This is a genomic window from Halorubrum sp. 48-1-W (genome assembly GCF_003287355.1).
Lineage (GTDB): Archaea > Halobacteriota > Halobacteria > Halobacteriales > Haloferacaceae > Halorubrum.
The window spans coordinates 64,725-83,905 of record NZ_QMIM01000010.1 but is presented as its reverse complement, the minus strand read 5'-3'; the positions used below and the strand labels follow the sequence as shown (position 1 = coordinate 83,905).

General features: G+C 69.4%; 24 protein-coding genes. 17 read left to right on the top strand and 7 right to left on the bottom strand.

The window, feature by feature from the left end:
* Positions 1-70 precede the first annotated feature (70 nt).
* The 4 genes from DQW50_RS05170 (at position 71) to DQW50_RS05160 (ending at position 3,575) form a co-directional block, all read left to right on the top strand.
* Positions 71-976, top strand: coding sequence for a hypothetical protein (locus DQW50_RS05170; protein ID WP_112078232.1), 906 nt, complete (start codon positions 71-73; stop codon positions 974-976).
* Positions 977-1,063: 87 nt separating this feature from the next.
* Complete coding sequence (locus DQW50_RS05165) at positions 1,064-2,512, top strand: CRTAC1 family protein (protein ID WP_112078231.1); 1,449 nt, start codon at positions 1,064-1,066, stop codon at positions 2,510-2,512.
* A gap of 100 nt (positions 2,513-2,612) precedes the next feature.
* Positions 2,613-2,789, top strand: a complete 177-nt coding sequence (locus DQW50_RS18110; RefSeq protein ID WP_198664614.1) for a hypothetical protein — start codon at positions 2,613-2,615, stop codon at positions 2,787-2,789.
* Positions 2,790-2,849: 60 nt separating this feature from the next.
* Entirely contained in the window at positions 2,850-3,575 is a 726-nt protein-coding gene (locus tag DQW50_RS05160; RefSeq protein WP_112078230.1) for a ribosome assembly factor SBDS, read from the top strand.
* 36 nt (positions 3,576-3,611) lie between these two features.
* Here DQW50_RS05160 and DQW50_RS05155 read toward each other — a convergent pair whose 3' ends face one another.
* Positions 3,612-4,259, bottom strand: coding sequence for a hypothetical protein (locus tag DQW50_RS05155; RefSeq protein ID WP_112078229.1), 648 nt, complete (start codon positions 4,257-4,259; stop codon positions 3,612-3,614).
* A gap of 117 nt (positions 4,260-4,376) precedes the next feature.
* Here DQW50_RS05155 and DQW50_RS05150 point away from each other — a divergent pair, with 117 nt between their 5' ends.
* The 8 genes from DQW50_RS05150 to DQW50_RS05115 all read left to right on the top strand — a co-directional run bounded on the left by DQW50_RS05150 (position 4,377) and on the right by DQW50_RS05115 (position 10,466).
* Positions 4,377-4,910, top strand: coding sequence for a YbaK/EbsC family protein (locus DQW50_RS05150; protein WP_112078228.1), 534 nt, complete (start codon positions 4,377-4,379; stop codon positions 4,908-4,910).
* A gap of 55 nt (positions 4,911-4,965) precedes the next feature.
* Positions 4,966-5,958, top strand: coding sequence for an alpha/beta hydrolase (locus tag DQW50_RS05145; RefSeq protein ID WP_112078227.1), 993 nt, complete (start codon positions 4,966-4,968; stop codon positions 5,956-5,958).
* A gap of 111 nt (positions 5,959-6,069) precedes the next feature.
* The gene (locus DQW50_RS05140) at positions 6,070-7,134 is read left to right on the top strand and encodes a metal ABC transporter solute-binding protein, Zn/Mn family (protein WP_112078226.1); all 1,065 of its coding nucleotides are present in this window, start codon (positions 6,070-6,072) and stop codon (positions 7,132-7,134) included.
* A gap of 71 nt (positions 7,135-7,205) precedes the next feature.
* Positions 7,206-7,949, top strand: a complete 744-nt coding sequence (locus tag DQW50_RS05135; RefSeq protein ID WP_112078225.1) for a metal ABC transporter ATP-binding protein — start codon at positions 7,206-7,208, stop codon at positions 7,947-7,949.
* On the top strand, positions 7,946-9,007 hold the full coding sequence (locus DQW50_RS05130) for a metal ABC transporter permease (protein ID WP_112078224.1): 1,062 nt from the start codon (positions 7,946-7,948) through the stop codon (positions 9,005-9,007). Before DQW50_RS05135 ends, DQW50_RS05130 begins: the two co-directional genes overlap by 4 nt.
* Before the next feature lie 156 nt (positions 9,008-9,163).
* Complete coding sequence (locus DQW50_RS05125; protein ID WP_112078223.1) at positions 9,164-9,448, top strand: hypothetical protein; 285 nt, start codon at positions 9,164-9,166, stop codon at positions 9,446-9,448.
* A 97-nt stretch (positions 9,449-9,545) separates the two neighbouring features.
* Entirely contained in the window at positions 9,546-9,980 is a 435-nt protein-coding gene (locus DQW50_RS05120) for a DUF393 domain-containing protein (RefSeq protein WP_112078222.1), read from the top strand.
* Between the two features lie 3 nt (positions 9,981-9,983).
* On the top strand, positions 9,984-10,466 hold the full coding sequence (locus tag DQW50_RS05115; RefSeq protein ID WP_241964344.1) for a DUF123 domain-containing protein: 483 nt from the start codon (positions 9,984-9,986) through the stop codon (positions 10,464-10,466).
* Between the two features lie 94 nt (positions 10,467-10,560).
* Here DQW50_RS05115 and DQW50_RS05110 read toward each other — a convergent pair whose 3' ends face one another.
* The 3 genes from DQW50_RS05110 to DQW50_RS05100 form a co-directional block, all read right to left on the bottom strand.
* Positions 10,561-11,001 carry an acyl-CoA thioesterase gene (locus tag DQW50_RS05110; RefSeq protein WP_112078220.1) on the bottom strand — a complete coding sequence of 147 codons (441 nt, stop codon included), beginning with the start codon at positions 10,999-11,001 and terminating at the stop codon, positions 10,561-10,563.
* 102 nt (positions 11,002-11,103) lie between these two features.
* On the bottom strand, positions 11,104-11,556 hold the full coding sequence (locus DQW50_RS05105; RefSeq protein WP_112078219.1) for a bifunctional nuclease family protein: 453 nt from the start codon (positions 11,554-11,556) through the stop codon (positions 11,104-11,106).
* 51 nt (positions 11,557-11,607) lie between these two features.
* A complete protein-coding gene (locus DQW50_RS05100; RefSeq protein WP_112078218.1) occupies positions 11,608-12,351 on the bottom strand; it encodes a helix-turn-helix domain-containing protein in 744 nt (247 codons plus the stop codon).
* A 132-nt stretch (positions 12,352-12,483) separates the two neighbouring features.
* Here DQW50_RS05100 and DQW50_RS05095 point away from each other — a divergent pair, with 132 nt between their 5' ends.
* The 3 genes from DQW50_RS05095 to purM all read left to right on the top strand — a co-directional run bounded on the left by DQW50_RS05095 (position 12,484) and on the right by purM (position 16,010).
* A complete protein-coding gene (locus DQW50_RS05095; RefSeq protein ID WP_112078217.1) occupies positions 12,484-14,229 on the top strand; it encodes a TraB/GumN family protein in 1,746 nt (581 codons plus the stop codon).
* A 15-nt stretch (positions 14,230-14,244) separates the two neighbouring features.
* Positions 14,245-14,913: a metalloprotease gene (locus DQW50_RS05090; protein ID WP_112078216.1), complete on the top strand. Its 669-nt coding sequence runs from the start codon at positions 14,245-14,247 to the stop codon at positions 14,911-14,913.
* A gap of 71 nt (positions 14,914-14,984) precedes the next feature.
* A complete protein-coding gene (gene purM, locus DQW50_RS05085) occupies positions 14,985-16,010 on the top strand; it encodes a phosphoribosylformylglycinamidine cyclo-ligase (RefSeq protein ID WP_112078215.1) in 1,026 nt (341 codons plus the stop codon).
* 56 nt (positions 16,011-16,066) lie between these two features.
* Here purM and DQW50_RS05080 read toward each other — a convergent pair whose 3' ends face one another.
* From DQW50_RS05080 to DQW50_RS05070, 3 genes are all read right to left on the bottom strand, one after another.
* Entirely contained in the window at positions 16,067-16,378 is a 312-nt protein-coding gene (locus tag DQW50_RS05080; protein WP_112078214.1) for a DUF6360 family protein, read from the bottom strand.
* Between the two features lie 30 nt (positions 16,379-16,408).
* Entirely contained in the window at positions 16,409-18,172 is a 1,764-nt protein-coding gene (locus DQW50_RS05075; protein WP_112078213.1) for a nitrite/sulfite reductase, read from the bottom strand.
* 90 nt (positions 18,173-18,262) lie between these two features.
* Positions 18,263-18,571 (bottom strand): hypothetical protein, encoded by a 309-nt coding sequence (locus DQW50_RS05070; protein ID WP_198664613.1) that lies wholly within the window; start codon positions 18,569-18,571, stop codon positions 18,263-18,265.
* A 215-nt stretch (positions 18,572-18,786) separates the two neighbouring features.
* Here DQW50_RS05070 and DQW50_RS18105 point away from each other — a divergent pair, with 215 nt between their 5' ends.
* Entirely contained in the window at positions 18,787-18,951 is a 165-nt protein-coding gene (locus DQW50_RS18105; protein ID WP_198664612.1) for a hypothetical protein, read from the top strand.
* Complete coding sequence (locus DQW50_RS05065; protein WP_112078212.1) at positions 18,948-19,157, top strand: hypothetical protein; 210 nt, start codon at positions 18,948-18,950, stop codon at positions 19,155-19,157. The genes DQW50_RS18105 and DQW50_RS05065 overlap by 4 nt, the downstream gene beginning before the upstream one ends.
* Positions 19,158-19,181: the final 24 nt, after the last annotated feature.

The window sequence follows — 19,181 nt, the reverse complement described above, 5'->3', positions numbered from 1 at the left end:
GTCCACCGATTTTCGGTATTGATACCGGGCGACCAACGTTTATGACTCGAAGCGTAGTAGCGCGGATACGGTGACGTTGGGACAGCTCCTCGACCGTTTCGGGGGCACGGATCGATCGATCGTCGTCGTCAACCGGACCGATCCCGAGCCGGTTCGGAACATGCTCGTCGATACGTTCGACGACGCCGTCCACGTGTCCGAGCGGTTCCTCCGAAACGACGGTGGCGAAGCCGCGAACGCGCCGGTCGACGACGTGTTCGTCGATCCGACCGTGCTTCGTGAGAACGACGCGGTTTCGTTCGACGGCGACCGCGCCGACGACGCCGAGAACCTCGTGTTGCTCCTCGACGGCGAGGAGGTCGTCGCCGGCTCGACGCTCGAGGAGCTCGGCGAGACCCTGCTGTTCGTGAACACGGACCTGTACACCACGGGGGCGCGCGGGCTCGACGACCTCCGGTTGCCGCCGGTGATAACCGGGCTCGACGACACGGTCTTCACCCTGCGGGGGTATCCCGAGTCGAACCGACAGAAACTGCTCTTGGTCACCATCTCGCGGTTCATCGAGCGTGCCGCGCTGACGGCCGGCGACGGGACCCTCTACTCGTCGTTCCAGCGGCTCTCCCGGCTCGAGGACGAACTCGGGACGCGTCGCGTCTACGAGCGCGTCGCCGACGGCGGGGTGGACGCGCACCTCTACGGCGTCCCCGACGACCCGCCGGGGGACCTCGAGGCGACGATCCACGCGGGACGAACCACGGACTTCACCGACAGCTGGTTCGTCGTCTTCGAACCGACCGACGGTCCGAAGGTCGTCGACGCGGGGTCCGATCTGGAACGCGGCGCGAACGGCGGCATCGGCCTGCTCGCGGTGGAGACGGAGCCGCGGCTCTGGCGCGGCGTCTGGACGTTCGATCCGGACCGACTGCGGGCCATCCGTCGGTACATCAGGCGGAACCTGTCGACGACGGGCGGTTGACAGACGGACCCGGTCCCTCTCGAACGAACGGTTCGAGGGGAGTGTCCAACCCGTGAGTTCATTACCCCCGGGCGGTGACGGGCGGCCATGTTCGCGGACCGTTCCGACCTGCTCGCCGACGCCGACCCGGTTCGTGGGTACGGTATCGCCGTGACCCCGGGACGGGACGGGCCGCTCGTGTTCGTGGCCGGGTACGGGGAGCCGAACCGGCTGTACGCCCGTGACCACGGGGAGAACGGCCGGAGCGATCGGGACGACGGGGACGGCGGAAGGGAGTATCGCTTCGCCGACACAGCCTGTGGGATCGTCGCCGACGGCGACAGACACGCGATGGGCGTGTGTGCGGCCGACGTCGACGCCGACGGCTGTGAGGAGATCTACGTCCACAACTGCGCCAACAGCGTCGGCGTCGCCGGCGACTCGGACCTCCTCTTGGACCGGCTGGAGGCGGACCGGTACCGCTGGACGGACACGTTCGCGCTCCCCGTCAACGCCGACCGGCTCAACTTCCGCGCGGGCCGGTCGGTCGCCGCGCTCGACCGGTTCGGCACCGGCCGGTACGGCGTCGCCGTCGCCAGCTACGGCGCACCGCTGGCCTTCTACGAACTGGGCGACGACGGCGAGGCATCCGACATGGCAGACGCGGTCGGGCTCGACGTCGAGGACGGCTGTCGCTCGCTGCTTCCCGGCCCGCTCCGATCGCCCGGAACCGACCTGTTCGTCGGCGTCGAACGGGGGGCGAACCGGCTGTTCCGCAACCGGCGGGGTCACTTCGAGCCGGTCGACGGCGGCCCGGCACTCGCGGACCCCGAGGGCGACGCCCGGGGGGTCGCGCTGGTCGACGAGGACGGGACGTTCGCGCTCGCGGTCGGCAACTGGGAGGGTCGGAGCCGGCTGCTCAGGCCCGACGCGTCGGGGGAGTACCGCGACGCCGCCCCGCCGGAACTGTGTGCTGCCGAGAGCGTCCGATCGGTCGTCGCCGCCGACTTCGACAACGACGGGCGACAGGAGCTGTTCTGTAACGGGTTCGGCGAGGCGAGCCGGCTGTTCGAGCGGGTCGATCCGACCGGCGGGAACGCCGACGAGCCCGGGCCGCGCTGGGCCCCCGGCGACGTCGGGACTGCCGCCGAACCGACGGGGTTCGGGACGGGGGCGGTCGCGGCCGACCTCGACGGGGACGGCGTCCTCGAGCTCGTCGTCGTTCACGGCGAGGTGGCCGCCCAGCCGATCTCGGTGTTCGCCGTCCCTGGCGCGGCCGAGAACGGGTGGATCCGCGTCCGTCCGACGACGCCGCAGGGCGCGCCGGCCCGGGGTGCGACCGTGAGGCTCCACGTCGACGGCGGGATCCAACGGCGGGTGATCGACGCCGGCGGCGGCTACCTCTGTCAGACCGAGCCGGTCGCACACTTCGGGCTGGGCGGGGCCGACCCGGAGCGCGTCGTCGTGCGCTGGCCCGACGGCCGCGAGCGGACGATCCGCGACCCGGAACCGAACGTCGAGATCGACGTGGCCCACCCGACCGGAGCCGACGAGTGAGGCGGCTCCGTCGTCCCGCCTCACGACACGCCCGCGATCCCGACCGGCCAGAACTGCCGGGCTTGCCGGGTTCAAGTGTGTACAGCCCGAGGGAGGTCGTATGGTGGACCCGACATCGGACCTCGGCGAGGACGACGATGCGTCCGCGCCGCGGTGTGAGAACTGCGGGGAACCGGCGTTCGGCGTCGGCCGACGGACGGTGACGCGGGTGGAGAACGGGACGGTCGAACGACGCCACTTCTGTGGGGAGGCGTGTCGCGAGGGAGGGAATCGATAGCCGGGAGCGAACAGCGGGTGCGCGGGAGGCTTTTTACTGATGGGGTGGGTACGCTCACGTATGATATCACTCGACGAGGCCGTGACCGCTCGGTTGGAGTCACACGGGGAGCGATTCGAGGTGCTCATCGACCCGGACGCCGCGCTGGCGATGAAACGTGGGGAGTTCGAGGGCGAGTTGGAGGACGTGATCGCCGCCGAGGACGTCTTCGAGAACGCCTCACGTGGCGACCGGCCCGCCGAGGAGGACTTAGAGACCGTCTTCGGGACGACGGATCCCCTGGAGATCATCCCGCAGGTGGTCGACAGAGGAGAGATCCAGATCACTGCCGAGCAGCGCGAGGAGATGCAAGAACGGAAGCACAGAGGGCTCGTCACCACCATCACGCGCAACGCCGTCAACCCACAGATGGACGACTCGCCGCACCCGCCCGAGCGGATCGAGCGCGCGTTGGAGGAGGCGGGTTTCCAGATCGACCCGATGGAACCCGTCGAAAACCAGGTCGACGACGCGCTCGAGGCGCTACGTCCGGTCATCCCGATCCGGTTCGAGGAGGTGACGATGGCGGTTCAACTCCCCCCGGAGTACGCGGGCTCGGGCCAGGCACAGGTCAGGGAGTTCGGCGACCTCGAGCGCGAGGAGTGGCAGAACGACGGCTCGTGGGTCGGCGTGCTCACCTTCCCCGCCGGGTTACAGAACGACCTCTACGAGCTCGTCAACGAAGTGACCTCCGGGGAGGGCGACGCCCGCGTGATCAAGGACAAGGACGAACTGCGGACCCGGTGAGGGAGTCGGTGGCGGCGGCCCCTCGCCGTGGGGCGTCTACTCCAGCAGAACCGTGAACCCCCACCGACCCGACGAGAGCGATTCGGCGTCGGAGGACACGACCGCGACGGTCGTCTCGAACCGGAACTCCCCGACCGGGAGACAGCCGTCCGCCTCGGGGGTCGCGTAGAGGTCGACGACGCGGCTACTCGACGCGCCGGCGTCGACCTCGAACGTCCGGTACTCCTCGGTGACGGCGATACCCTCCGTGAGCCGCCAGCAGTCGGGCTCGGCGGGGTACCAGTCCGCGGGCGGGAGGAGGAGCAGTAGTCCGGAGTCGTCCGTGACGTACTCGAAGTGGACCGCTCGCCCCTCGCCGATCCGGACCCGATCGTCGCCCGTGTTGGTCAGCGTCGTCCGGAGCCGTGGCGGGGACTCGGACGTGGCGGCCTCGCGGACGACGTCGACCGTCGGGTCGATCGGGAGCTCGAGGTCCCCGTCGACGGAGACGACGGTGACCCCGGGACCACCGGTCCCCGGCGGGCGGGTGCCGCCGGAGTCGGTTCCGTTCCCGTCCGGGGGCCCGTCGCCGTCGCCGTCGTCGCGGTTGGACGCGGTGGGTGCGGGGACGGCACAGCCGGCGAGACCGGCGAGGGACGCGGGCCCACAGACGCCCCACAGATAGCCTCGTCTCGTAGGTGACATACGACACACAGGTTTCGAGAGCAAATACGTTGTTCGGGCGGTCGACGACTGCTTCCGGCCTCGCCGATCTCTACCGCATCCGGGAGGTTGATGGGCCGCCACCGCGCCGGATCGGTCATGCATCAGCGAGCCTCGGAGTTCGCGGAGCGCGCACACGATCGGTACGGCGTCGACGTCGAGGTCTTGGAGTTCGACGCGAGCACGAAGACCGCGGCCGCCGCCGCGGAGGCGGTCGGCTGTGAGACGGCGGCGATCGCCTCGACCATCGTCGTCGAGCTGTCCGACAGCGACCGTGATAGCGACGCCGGGGCGCGACGCGTCTCCGGCAATCGGGCTTCGCCGGACGACCTCGTCGCCGCGATCACGAGCGGGGCGAACCGGCTCGATTTGGACGCCGTCGCCGAGCACTTCGGCGCGTCGTCGGCCGTCATGGGCGATCCCGAACGGATCCGCGAGGTGATCGGCTGGAGCATCGGCGGCGTCCCGCCGATCTGTCACGACGAGACGGTTCCGACGGTGATGGACCCGGCGCTCGAGGCGTTCGAGACGGTGTACGGCGCCGCGGGAACGCCGAGCGCGGTGTTCCCGATCGCGCCCGACCGCCTGGCCGACCTGGCGGACGCGACGGTCGTTGACCTGACCGAACCCTGACGGGAGCGTCCCCATCGATCCTGTCGTTTATCGCAGTAGCACGTCGATGGGTAGCATGGCACGAGACCTGCCACCGATGGATCCGGAGCTGTCGGCCACCCTCGAGGAGATCCCCGACGAGTTCCTCCTCGCGAACGTCGTCGACTTCGACGACCTGCCCGCCACGCGCGAGCGAATGACGGAGTTGCTGGAGACGATGCTCGCCGAGATGCCCGATCGTCCCGACGTGGAGTCCGAGGACCTAACGGTTCCCGGGCCGACCGCGGAGCGGGACCTCCCGCTCCGGATCTATCGTCCGGTCGACGCCGGGACCGATACCGACGACCCCCTTCCGTGTCTCTACTGGATCCACGGCGGCGGCATGGTACTGGGAGACCTCGACCAGGACGACCCCACGTGTGAACGGCTCGCCGACGAGGTCGGTTGCGTCGTGGTCTCGGTCGACTACCGACTCGCACCCGAACACCCCTATCCAGCCCCGGTCGACGACTGCTTCGCCGGGCTGGAGTGGGTCACGGCGAACGCCGCGGACCTCGGGGTGGACCCCTCCCGGGTCGCGATCGGCGGGCAGAGCGCCGGCGGGGGGCTGTCGGCGGCTGTGGCGCTCCGCGCGCGAGACGGGGACGGACCCGAGCTGTGTCACCAGCACCTGATCTACCCGATGTTGGACGACCGGAACGACACCGAGTCGAGCCGACAGGTCACCGACGTCGGGATCTGGGACCGCGGGATGAACCTCCGCGCCTGGGAGGCGTATCTCGGCGAGTTGAGCGGCGCGGACGACCTCCCGCCGTACGCCGCGCCCGGGCGGGTCGACGACCTCTCGGGACTGCCGCCGACGTACCTCGACATCGGGACCCACGACGTCTTCCGGGACGAGACGCGCGCGTACGCCGAGCGACTGCTCGGCAACGGCGTCGAAACGGAGTTCCACCTCTGGCCCGGCGCATACCACGCCTACGAGACGTTCGCCCCCGAGGCCCGACTCTCCAGAGAGACGTGGGAGGCGCGCGCGAACGCCCTCGATCGAGCGTTCGACGCGGAGTGACGAGCGTTCCCGTCGGCCGTTGTTAACTCGACGGCCCGTATCCGAACCAAATTATTAAACACGGCTTGTGAAATAATAAGATATTTGTATTAACCGCTCCGATCGGTGAGTATGGACGACACACGCAGGTCCGTGTTACGGCGAAGCGCCGGCCTCCTCGGCGTCGGCACCGTCGGATCCCTCGCCGGCTGTGCCGGTGTGGACGGCGGAGCGGGCACCGACGACGGAGCGGGTGGGAGTGGAGGGGCCGAGGGGCTCGACTCCGGCTACGCGATGTTCTTCCCCCTCTACGACTGGGCGAGCCGGATCGCCGGCGACCACGCGACGTTCACGAACCCGGTGGACGTGGGACAACTGGGACACGGGTGGGAGCCGAGCGGGAACCTCACTGCGGAGGTCGCCTCCAGCGACGCGTTCGTGTACTTCGACAGCCCGGAGTTCACCTGGGCGCAGGACCTCGCGTCGACGCTGGAGTCGGACTACGATGACGTGGCCGTCATCGACGGACTGGGCGGGCTCGACGAGGCGTTGCTCGCGTGGGACCACGGCCAGGAGTCGCACGAGGAGGAAGGACACGACGACGGAGACGACCACGACGAGGAAGAACACGACGACGAGGAAGAACACGACCACGGGGACGAGATCGACCCGCACGTCTGGCTCGATCCGGTCCTCGCGAGGGAGGTAGTCGACACGATCGCGAGCGGGCTAGGCGACGTCGACCCGGACAACGCCGACGACTACGCGGAAAACGCCGAGGCGTACAAGTCGGAGCTCGACGAGGTCGACGAGGCGTTCTCCACGCTGGTCGACGACGCCGATCGGGACGTCGTCGTGCTCGCCGGTCACGACTCCTTCCAGTACCTCTCGGAGCGCTACGGCATCGAGATCCACTCGCCCGTCGGCGTATCGCCGCAGAACGAGCCGAGCGGGAGCGACATCTCCGACACGATCGAGGTCGTCGACGGGAACGGGATCGACGTGGTGTTGTACGACCGCTTCGAGTCGTCGAACCTCGCGGAGACGATCGTCGAGAACAGCGACGCGAGCGAGACGATGGCGGTGACGCCCGTCGGGGGGTCGACCCGGGAGTGGAACGAGGCGGGCTACGGCTACCGTGAACAGATGCTCGAGGTCAACGTCCCCGCCTTCGGACGCGCGCTCGGCGTCGAGTGACGTCCATCGAGCAGTTCGCCGGAGCGAATGGAAGAGCTAAACCTTCGGGGGACCGATCGTCGCCACAGGACGTGGATCCAGTCATCGAACTCGAGGACGTGACGTTCGCGTACGGTGACACCGTCGCCGTGAGAGACGTCTCGATCACCGTCGAGGCGGGCGACTTCCTCGGACTCGTCGGCCCGAACGGCTCCGGGAAGACCACCCTCCTCCACCTCATGTTGGGGCTTCACACCCCCGACGAGGGGACCGTGAGGCTGTTCGACCGGCCGATAGCGGCGGTCGACGACGGGAGCCGGATCGGATACGTCTCCCAGCAGGCGACGAACCGCGGCGGGGCGATGCCGGTCACCGTCCGCGAGTGCGTCACGATGGGGCGGTTCGCCCACGTCGGACACGGCCGGCTCGGGGAGGCCGACCGGACGGCGGTCGAGAACGCGATGGAGACGGTCGGCATCGTGGACCTCGCGGACCGGCTGATGAACGAGCTCTCGGGCGGCCAGCGCCAGCGCGCGTACATCGCCCGGGCGCTCGCGAGCGAGGCGGACCTGCTCGCGCTCGACGAGCCGACCGTCGGCGTCGACGCCGAGTCCCGGGACGCCTTCTACGCGCTCTTGGACCGGCTCAACGACGACGGGATCACGATCGTGTTGATCGAACACGACATCGGCGTCGTCACCGACCGCGCCGACCACGTCGCGTGTATCAACACCGAGCTGTACCACCACGGGGACACCGAGTCGTTCGTCGAGAGCGACGCCCTGGCGGACGCCTACGGCGCGACCGGACAGGTCGTCCACCACCACCACCCATGAGCGGGGAGGAACCGACCACGGCGACCGGGGACGCGACGGGGACGACGGGCGGCCGCCGTCGGACCGTCGAGCTCGCGGGTGTGGCCGTCACGGCCCTCCTCGCCGCCGTGATGATCGGGTTCGTGGTCGTCTACTGGGCACAGGACCTGCCGGTCGCGAGCGACCTCTACGCCGGGTTCCGTTCGGTCGGGCGCGGGATGGACGCCGCGTTCGGGACCAACGTGTTCAGACACCCGTTCATGTGGCAGTCGATGGCGACCGGCGTGCTGATCGGCGTCGTCGCCCCGCTCGTCGGGACCTTCTTAGTCCACCGCGAGATGGCGCTGATCGGCGAGACGCTCGCACACACGGCGTTCGCGGGGGTCGCGCTCGGCTTCCTCGTGAACGCGGTCACCGGGTGGGACGGCCCGCTGCTCCTCGTCGCGTTGGTCGTCGGGATCGTCGGCGCGCTCGGCGTCCAGTGGCTCACGGAGCGGACCGACGCCTACGGCGACGTACCCATCGCGATCATGCTCTCCGGGAGTTTCGCGATCGGGACGCTGATCGTCAGTTACGGACGCGGGCTCACCGGAATCGCCATCGAAGGCTACCTCTTCGGTAGCCTCGGCGTGGTGACCGTCGAGGGCGCGCGGCTGATGGCCGGGCTCTCCGTCGTCGTCGTCTCTGCGGTCGCGGTCACGTACAAACAGCTCCTCTTCATCACCTTCGACGAGCAGGCCGCGCGGGTCGCCCGGTTGAACGTGACGGGATACAACACGCTGCTCGTGGTGTTGACCGCCGTGGTCGTCGTCGGCGCGATGCAGGTGCTCGGCGTCATCCTCGTGGCGGCGATGCTCGTCGTTCCCGTCGCCGCAGCCTCGCAGGTCGCCCGGAGCTTCCGGGAGACGACGTACCTGTCGGTGATATTCGGCCAGCTGTCGGTGATCGGCGGGTTCGCGGTCGCGATCGGCGGGGAACTGCCCTCCGGCGGGTCGATCGTGGTCGTCGCGATCGCGATCTACCTCCTCGCTGTCGCCGTCTCCGGCTTCTCCGTTCGGGCGATCACCACTCACGGGTGAACGACGCCCGCGGGCGCGACCCTCGCGGAAACGACGTTCGAGGGCTCGACGCCCGAGGGAACGACGTCCACGGACGAAGGGCGATTCTCTCCTCGTTCGTGCGCGCGACGAGCACGGTTTCCACAGACCCTTATGTCCCGACCGCGAGTGGTCGGTATGGGAGACACCGAAACCTACACCGTCACCGGCCCCGACGGCGAGGAGGAGTCGTTCGAACTGCCCGCCGGCCTCGTCGACGTGCTGAGCGAACAGGGCGAGCCGTCGACGCGGGTCGTCACGGACGTGATCGTTCAGGCGATGGCCCAGCAGGCACACGTCATCGCCCACCACAGCGAGGGCGGCGTCCCCGACGACATCGCCGAGATGAACGAGACCGCGGAGGAGCTCTTCGAGGAGCGGTTCGGCCAGTCGCTCCAGGACGCGCTCGGGCACTCGCACTAGTCGGCTCGGGCGCTCGCGCGGAGCCGTTCGGACGCGAGACACGGTCGTTCGACGCCGGGGCAAACCGCTTAAACCGACTCGAGACGTAGTATCGACCATGAGTGACACGACGGGTTCACCGGTGTTGATCTTCGACGGTGACTGCCCGTACTGCTCGATCGCGGCGGTCGCGCTCCGTCGACTCGACGACGTCGAGGCGGTGCCGTGGGAGGCGGACCCCGTCGGTCCGTTCCTCGACGCGCAGTTCGGCGCACGGCCGTTCGCGATGGTGCTCGTCGACCCCGGCGAACGGCGCGTGTACGCGGGACGGTCCGATGCCGAGGAGCTCGCCGAGCGAGCTGGAACGCCCGGGATCGTCGGGGGGCTCGTCCGCGACAACTACGACCGGATCGCCGGCGCCGTCGGTGTCCTGTCCGGCCGCGACCGCGACCCCGCCGACTTCCACGACGCCTACGACCTCACCGAGGAGGCTGTCGAACTGGTCGGGACGTTACGACCGGCGGCGAGCGAACCGCCGGAGCCGACGGCGTGAGCCGTGTCGGGGACCGACGGGTCGACGGCAGGTGATCCGGGGGCTGGCGTGGGGGGTGGCACCTACACGCTCCTCGTCGAACTCCCGACGGCGACCACGCTGTCCGTCGGCGCGCTCGGAGAGCATCTGTTCCCCGCCGGCGCGTACGCCTACACGGGGAGCGCACTCGGTCCCGGCGGGTTCTCGCGGGTCCGTCGTCACCGGCGGACTGCGCACAGCGACCACGACGTGCGCCACTGGCACGTCGACTACCTGCTCGGCGAGACGACTGCCCGGATCGACCGCGTCGTCCACGCGCCCGGCGTCGACGCGGAGTGTGCAGTGGCCCGGCGGCTCCCGGCGGGACCGGTCGACGGGTTCGGCGCGTCAGACTGCGGCTGTTCGAGCCACCTCTCGACGGCCGGAACTCTCGACGGGTTGATCGAACGCGTGGTCCGCGCGTACGACGCCGAGGCGACGGCCGTTACCGTCGATCCCGAGGGCTGAGACACCGCTTGACATCCTCCCCGCGCTAAAGCGCGAGGCTTTCTCCTCGATTCTCCGTAAGTCGGTCGCCGTCGGGACGGTCCAGTCCCCTCCCCTAGCTTGGGCCGTCGGTGAGCGCCTCCTCGCGGAGTTCCGCCCCGCGCTCGGAGGAGACGGTGAGGTCGGGGACGTGGGTGGGCTCGCGGTCGTCGTCGATCGCGACGAAGACCATGTACGACTCCGTCGTGAGCTCTTGCGTACCCCGACGGGGGTCCTCACGGAACACGCGCGTCCGGACGTCGATGCTCGTTCGGCCGGCACCGTACACGTAGCCTTTGACGAGTGCGGTGTCGCCGACCGGGATCGGGCGACGGAAGTTCACCTCGTCCATGTGGGCGGTGACGGCGGTCTCGCCGGAGAACCGCATCGCGCACATCGCGCCGACTTCGTCCATCCACTTGAGGACGTTCCCGCCGTGGGCCGTTTCGAGGTTGTTCGCGTGGTTGGGCTGGACCATCCAGCGGTTCTCGAGGTACGTGTCCATCAGGTCGGGCATGTACTCGCCATCGCGGTGCTGTGTGAAACGTCCGGCGGTCGGCCCGTCGACACAGTCGAGGGTCCGCGCGGGGTCACGCGGATCGGTGTACCCGACTCGCGATCACGGACCCTCGCGCTCCCCGTCGCCGAACCGGATCGAGTCCGGGGGCCGTCCCGCCTCGTCTATGACCTCGCCGGAGACGACGATCGGACACTCCACGCGGACGGCGAGCGCCAGCGCGTCCGAGGGCCGAGCGTCGAAGACGAACCGCTCCGGCTCGCCGGACTCGTACCGCTCGGCGTCCACCTTCGCGTAGAACGTCCCGTCGGTGAGGTCGTCGATGCGTACCCGGTCTATCGCGCCGCCGAACTCGGTGAGGATCTCGACGAGGAGGTCGTGGGTCAGCGGCCGGTCGAAGGGCTCCCCCTCGAGGACGGTCCCGATAGACCGCGCCTGGTCGCCGCTGACGAAGATGGGGACGTACTCCTCGCGGACGCTCAGTATCACCGCCGGGACGTCGCCGCCGGGTGCCGAGCCGGCTCCGACTCCGACCACCTCGGCTTCGTGTTCCATACCGATAGATGGACGTACCCGCATGAATAGCTGTCCCCGAGCCGGCAGTTCTCAGGCAGCGTATCCGCTCCGCCGGTACCAGTAGAGCCAGCCGATCGAGAACACGAGCGCGGCGCCGAGGAAGAAGACGACGCCGGGCTCAGAGAGCGCCGCCGCGAGGTCGGCGAGGAGCTCCTCGCCGACGGCCTCCACCGCGTCGACGAACCCTTCGTCCGCCTCCGCGTCCACCTCCGGTTCCGTCGTGGACTCGTCCTGGTCCTCGGTGGCGATGCCGACGTCGCTGCCGTCACCGCCGCCACCGTTGCTCCCGGCGTCGTCGCCGCCCGCGGCTCCACCGGTCGCAGTGGCGTTCGGAGTCGCCGTCGCTGCGAGGCGGTGGACGGCGACCGCGGCGACCGCGAGGAGCGCGTAGCCGCCGAGCAGCCGCGTCAGGGCCGATTTGATCCCTGACGACTGTTCCTCGTCGCCCGCGAACAACACGAGCGGCTCGTCGGCGGGCGCGTACACGTTCATCTCGCGACCCTTCTCCGAGTAGGTCGTGTCGATGACGTCGACGACGTCCGCGTCGGAGAGGTTCGAGAGGTGGTACTGGACGTTCTGGAGGGACGTGTCGAGTTCGTCGGCGAGTTCGGAGGTCGTCGCCGGCCTCTCGTGAAGCTCCGAGAGGACGTTTCGGGCGGTCTCGGAGCCGAGCGCCGAGAGTAGCTCGTCGGCTTCCTCGTCGTCGACGCCGACGACGCGCGGTTCCCGGTCGTCGGGCACTGGGTCCGGCAGGGAGGGCAACAGCCGCGACATACGCGGGTATGCGCGGGGTGTGAATACAAATCTGTTGGGACCGGTCGGCCGATCCGACGCGTCGAAGGGGGGTCGTGACCGCTCGATACCGACTCACATGCCCTAAACGCCGGGACGCAGTACGTCGGGGTGATGACAGAGACGCCCGAGGGACCCGCCGACGCCGCGTCGGCCCCCTCCGAGAGCGCCACCGGTACCCCCGGCGACCGCGAGTCCGGGTCGGTGACGGTCGTCGGCACCGCACACGTCTCGGAGCGCTCCGTCGAGGAGGTCGAGGAGGCGATCGCACGCGAGCGGCCCGACGTCGTCGCGGTCGAACTCGACGAGGGGCGCTACCGACAGCTGCAGGGGGAGACCCCCGACGACCTCGACGCGAGCGACCTGCTTACGGGGAACACGGTCTTCCAGTTCCTCGCCTACTGGATGCTCTCGTACGTCCAGACACAGCTCGGCGAGCGGTTCGACATCGAGCCGGGCGCGGACATGAAAGCCGCCGTCGACGTGGCCGAGCGCCTCGGTATCGACGTCGCCCTGGTCGACCGCGACATCCAGACCACGATCCAGCGGTTCTGGGCGCGGATGACCCTCGTCGAGAAGCTCCGGATGGTCGGCGGGCTCGCGTTCGGGGTCACGGACTCCCGTGTCGTCGGGGTCGTCGCCGGGATCCTGATCGGGGTGATCGCCGGGCCCGCGATCGGCCTCTTCGGCGGATCCTTCGGCGTCACCGAGCCGGTCCTGACGGGCGTGACTGCGGGGATGCTGTCGGCGGTCCTGGTCGCGCTCCTCGTCGACCAGCTCGGGAAGGCCGCCCTCTCGCCGGACGCCCGGCTGTACGCCGCAATCACGGTCGGGCCGCTCGCGGGGGTCGCGGTGGCGGTCTCGGGCGTCGCCGACGGACTCGTGACGACCTATCTCGGCGGGCTCACGGTCCGCGCGATCGGCAGCCTCGGGCTCGGGCTCGCGCTCGGACTGTCGGTCGGCGTCTTCGGCGCGACCCTCCTCGGCCTGTTCGGACGGTTAGGGACGGGAGACGACGCCGAGTACGGCGGGATCGACGACATCGACGTCGAGGAGCTCACGGACACTGACGTGGTGACGATGATGATGGAGGAGTTCCGACAGTTCTCGCCGGGCGGCGCCGAGGCGCTCATCGACGAGCGCGACGCCTTCATCGCCCACCGGCTCGTCGCCCTCCGGGAGGCCGGTCGCGACGTGGTGGCCGTCGTCGGCGCGGGCCACAGGGAGGGGATAGAAGGCTACCTCGCGGCGCCCGAAACGCTGCCGCCGATGGCGGACCTCGTCGGCGAGGAGTCCGGACGGGGGCTCCCCTGGAAGAAGGCGGTCGGCTACGCGATCACGGTCGGGTTCGTCGGCTTCTTCCTCCTGCTCGCGATGGCCGGCGTCCGCAACGGCTTTTTGCTCCGGCTGTTCGGCGCGTGGTTCCTTATCAACGCCGCCTTCGCGTTCGGGTTCGCGAAGCTCGCCGGCGCGCGATGGTCCTCCGCCGGCGTCGGCGGCGCGGTCGCGTGGATGACGTCGATCAACCCACTGCTCGCGCCCGGCTGGTTCACCGGTTACGTCGAGTTGCGCCACCTGACGGTGAACGTCGGCGACATCGGCACGCTCAACGAGCTGTTGGCCGACGAGACGCGCCCGCCCGGAGAGCTCGTCAGGGCGATGCTCGACGTTCCGCTGTTCAAGCTCATCGTGGTGGTCGCGATGACGAACGTCGGTAGCATCGTCGCGAGCTTCCTCTTCGCCGTCTACGTCCTGCCCGCGATGTTCGGCGACATCGGCGGCGTCGAGGAGGTCTCACGGCTGATGATCCGGGGCGCGCGAAACAGCGCCGAGCTACTCCGCGGGCTAGTGGCTCCCTGACGCGTACACATACACATGGCAACGAACTTCACCGGTCGCCGGATCGGCGGCCTCTACTTCAGCGGCACCGAACTCAGAGACCTCCTCGTCGCGTGGCTCGCGCTCGGCGTGGCGTTCACGCTGTTCTTCGCCGGCGGGTCCGCCGGCATCGATCGGATCGTCGCTGCCGGCGTGGTGTTGCCGCTCCTCGTCGGCCTCCTGACGGCGGGCGTCGCGTTCCTCCTCCACGAGATCGCCCACAAGGTCGTCGCCGTCCGCTACGACCAGGTGGCGGAGTTCCGCGCGGACAACGGGATGTTGTTTCTCGCGGTGGCGAGCGCCCTACTCGGGTTCATCTTCGCCGCGCCGGGGGCGGTCCACCACCGCGGACGGCTCACCCCGAGCGAACACGGCCGGATCGCGCTCGCGGGCCCCGTCGTCAACCTGCTTCTCATGGTCGCCTTCGTGCCAGTGTTGTACGCCGGTATCCTCTTCGGCAGCGAGGTCCTTGCGCTGATCGGCGAGCGAGGGGTCGCGATCAACGTCTTCCTCGCAGCGTTCAACCTGGTCCCGTACGGGCCGCTCGACGGGAAGACGGTGATGAACTGGAGCCGGGGCGTCTGGGCGGCCTCGTTCGTCCCGTCGGTCCTCCTCGCGGTGCTTCTCGTGTTCGTGCTCGGCCTCGGCTTCGGCGGGCCGTTCTGAGGGGGACGGGGGTTCCCCCGCTTCGCGGAGGCAAACGGTGTCCTTTTGCTCCGGCGCGCCACGTCACGGGTATGAACGAGGACGGTGACGCCGACGAAGGCCACGACGGCGACGAAGGCCACGACGGCGACGAACTCACGTACGCCGACGCGGGCGTCGACATCGAGGCGAGCGAGGCGGCGACCGCCGCGCTGATCGGGATGGTCGGCGAGGGGGAGGGCGACTACGCCGGCTTGCTCGACATCGGCGACCGCTACCTCGCGCTGGCGACCGACGGCGTCGGGACGAAGCTACTCGTCGCGGAGGCGCTCTCCGACTACTCGACGGTCGGGATCGACTGCATCGCGATGAACGTGAACGACCTCGTCGCCGCCGGCGTCCGTCCGGTTGCGTTCGTCGACTACCTCGCGGTCGACGAGCCGAACGAGACGTTCGCGGAGCAGGTCGGCGAGGGGCTCGCCGTGGGCGCGGAGCGGGCCGACATCGAACTCGTCGGCGGCGAGACCGCGGTGATGCCCGAGGTGGTCCGTGGGCTCGACCTCGCGGGGACCTGTGCCGGGCTCGCGGTGAAGGACGCGGTCTTCGACGGGCGGGCCGAGCCGGGCGACGCGCTCGTCGGCTGGGCGTCCTCGGGGATCCACTCCAACGGGCTGACGCTCGCGCGCGAGGCGGTCACCCGCGAGCACGCGTACGACGACCCCTGTCCCTTCGAGGGGTACGAGGTACTCGGCGAGGCGCTCTTGGAGCCCACCCGGATCTACACCGACCTCCTCGACCCGATGCGCGACCACGGGGTCCGGGGCGCAGCCCACGTCACCGGCGGCGGCTGGACGAACCTGACCCGCCTGGGCGCACACCGCTACGTCGTCGAGGACCCCTTCGACGTCCAGCCAGTCTTCGAGTTCGTCCGATCCGAGGGGAACGTCCCCGACGAGGAGATGTACCGAACGTTCAACATGGGGACCGGGTTCGTCGCCGTGCTCGAATCCGACGCCGCAGAGTCGCTGGCTGTGGCGACCGACGGGCGCGTGGTCGGGCGGGTGGCGGAGGGCGACGGCGAGGACGGGTCCGTCTCGATCCGCGGGCTGGAGCTGTAAGGGCGTTCGGCCCCTCAGCGGGTCTGTACAGTTACGCCGGCGGTCGTGATCGCCTGTCAGTCGGCGTCGCTGTCGTCCTCGTCGCCTCCACCCCGCGCAGTCTCGACGCGGGCTGCCGCCGACTCCAGCGCCTCCGCGAGCGTTCGCGCCTGCGCCGGGGAGAGTTCGATCTCGTCGGCGTGTGCCGGGAGGTCGTCGATCGCCGTGTCGTCGAGTTCGACTTGGAGGTCCACGTGCTCGGGGTCCTCCCGCAGTGCGGTGACGTTCACGACGCCGGGAGCGTCCGCCGCGAAGTCGTGTCCCCTCGAGCGCGCGTCGACGAAGTCGAGGGTCGTGTACGCGTTCACGCGGAGCAGTCGCCTGCTCATGTCGTCCCCCTCGTGGTCGGGTCCCGCATGTCAGTCGTCCGCCGGCGTGGGCGGGGCGTCCTCGAGCGCGTCGTCCTCGGCGTAGGGGTACCAGGTTCGTTTCGTGTTGTGCATCATCGGGTCCTCGTAGTCGGTCTCTTCGGGCTCGACGAGCGCGTCGAGTTCCTCGTCGTCGTGGCGCGCGACGAACGCGCGGAACGACTCACCCGCCTCGCGCTCGTCGGCGAAGTTCTCGAGCAGGTTGGCGATCGCACCGGGGACCTCGTCGACGGGCACGCGCTGGGTGACCCAGCGGGCGAACCCGGGATCCTCACCGAGCCCGCCGCCGAGCCCCACGTCGAGCGCCTCCACCGGCTCGCCGTCCTTCCGGGTCTTCATCCCGCGCAGGCTCACGTCCGCGATCTGCGGCTGCGCACAGGAGGCGGTACACCCCGAGAGGTGGACGTGGAACTCCTCGACGTCCTCGGGGAGTTCGGCGTTCGCCTTGAGCCAGCGGGCGAACCGGACCTGCCGGTTCTTCGTCTCGACGATGGAGAGCGAGCAGAACTCGGTGCCGGTACACGCGACCGAGCCGCGCATGAACGGCGAGGGCGACGGCGAGTAGTGCTCGAGCATCGGCTCGTCGAGGAACTCACCGAGGGCGTCGTCGGGAACGTCGGTGACGATGACGTTCTGCCGCTGGGAGAGCCGCACCTCCCCGGAGCCGTACGCCTCGGCGAGATCGGCGAGGTCGAGGACGTCGGCAGCGCCCATTCGGCCGACGAGCACGTTCAGGCCGACGAAGTTGGCCCCGTCCTTCTGGTCGTGGACGCCGACGAGGTCGTTGCGCTCGCCCTCCCCCGCGTTGTAGGTGTACTCCTCGCGGACGTCGCGGCCGGCGGTCTCGAGTTCGAAGTCGACGTACTCCGCCTGGAGCGTCTCGCGGACCCGCTCGGGACCCCACTCGTCGACGAGGAACTTGATCCGGGCGTTGTAGCGGTCCTCGCGGTCGCCGTTGTCGCGGAAGAGCGCGGAGAGCCCTCCGGCGACGTCGGGCACCCGTTCGGGTGGGACCCAGACGTCAATGTCGCGGGCGAACCGCGGCTCGTTGCGGGCGAGCCCGCCGCCGACGCGGACGTTGAAGCCGACGGAATCCCCCGCCTCGTCGCCGTCATCGTCGATCTCCTTGTAGGCGGGCTCGAACGCGAGGTCGTTGATGTCGCCCTGTCCGGAGCCGTCCGCGGAGCCGGTCACCGACACCTTCCACTTGCGCGGGAGGTTCGCGTGGTCGTCGTTCCCCGTGAACGTCTCGTTGAGCTCGCGGATGACGGGCCAGGCGTCGATCACTTCTTGCCCGTCCTTGCCCGCGACGGGGTTCCCGACGATGTTCCGCCAGGAGTCCCCGCAGGCCTGCTGGGTCGAGAGCCCGTTCTCCTCGAGCTTCTCGAAGATGGCCGGCACGTCCGACAGCTCGATCCAGTGGAGCTGAATCGACTGGCGGGTGGTGAAGTCGGCGTAGGCGTCGCCGAAGATCGGGTTCGTCCCCGGCCCGCGGGCGTACTCGTCGGCGATCTCGCCGACCACCCGGAGCTGACCCGGCTCGAGCACGCCGTTCGGGGTACCGATCCGCATCATGAAGTACCCCTCCTGCCCGTTCCGCTGGTGGTACAACCCCCACCACTTGAAGCGCTCGAACCACGCGTCCCGCTCGTCGTCGGGGATCGAGTCGAACCCCGCCTCGGCGAACTCGAAGAGGTGGTCCCGGATCTCGTTCCCGTAGACCTCGGACTTCCAGTTTTCGACGTCCGTTGGCATCGTATCCCGACGGAGGCCCCCCGGCCACATAGGGGACCCCGTGGAGTCAACGTTGCCCGGTGCCCCCTCGAAGCGGTGAATTCTGCCGAGTTATTCACGGCGTTCCCGACGAATGTGGGACCGGTCGAATTCGACGAACTCGCCGGCCCGAACCCGGCCGACCGGGATCCACCCCGTGATCCCGGTCTCCCCGCATTCGATACACCGCCCGTACACCCTGACCTCCACTCGCGACCCGTCGACGCCGACCGCCTGGAAGGTCTCGACGACGAGGTCGGCCAGGTCACAGCCGCAGAAACCGGGCGCGTCGAGCCGCCAGAGCTCGCTCACGCGGACCTCGCGGTGGTCGTCGACCGATATCCATGCGCCGTCATCGAGCACGCGCAGGCGGGTCGTCACACCCGTCGTTGGACCGGCGCGACCCAGTGGATGTCGGTGCTCGCAAGCCGGGTCGACGTCGGGGACGCCCCGTACCGGAACGATCGCCCGACGTGACCCGATCGGTCGGCGAGCGTACGTCACGGATACCGGACGTCGGTTCCGGTACCCGGGAGTAGTGGTTCGATTTACTCGTGTGGCGTCCCTTATGATCGGCGCGACGGTAGGACGGGTCGATGACCGAGACGACACCCGAAGCCGCGATCGACCGTCACAGCGGCGGCGACGAGGATCGACCGCATCGCCAGCACGCGTCCGCCGACGTCGCGCCCGAACTGTTCGAGTCGGATCGGAACGACGGATCGGCTCGGAGCCACGAACGAACCCGGAGTCACCCATGACTGGGACGGGCGAGTCACGGTCGGTGATCGCCGAGAACGAACGGGAGAACGGGTCGACGGCCGAGGGAACCGCCAACGAGGACGAAGGGACGGACACCACGCCGAGTGAGGCCGCGACGGAGGAGAGCGACCACCTCGCTGACCTGAAGGACGGCGCCGGCTGTACGGAGATCTGGGAACACCTCTCGGAGAACCGCGAGGAGTGACGCCACGGCGACCGAAACGGGAGG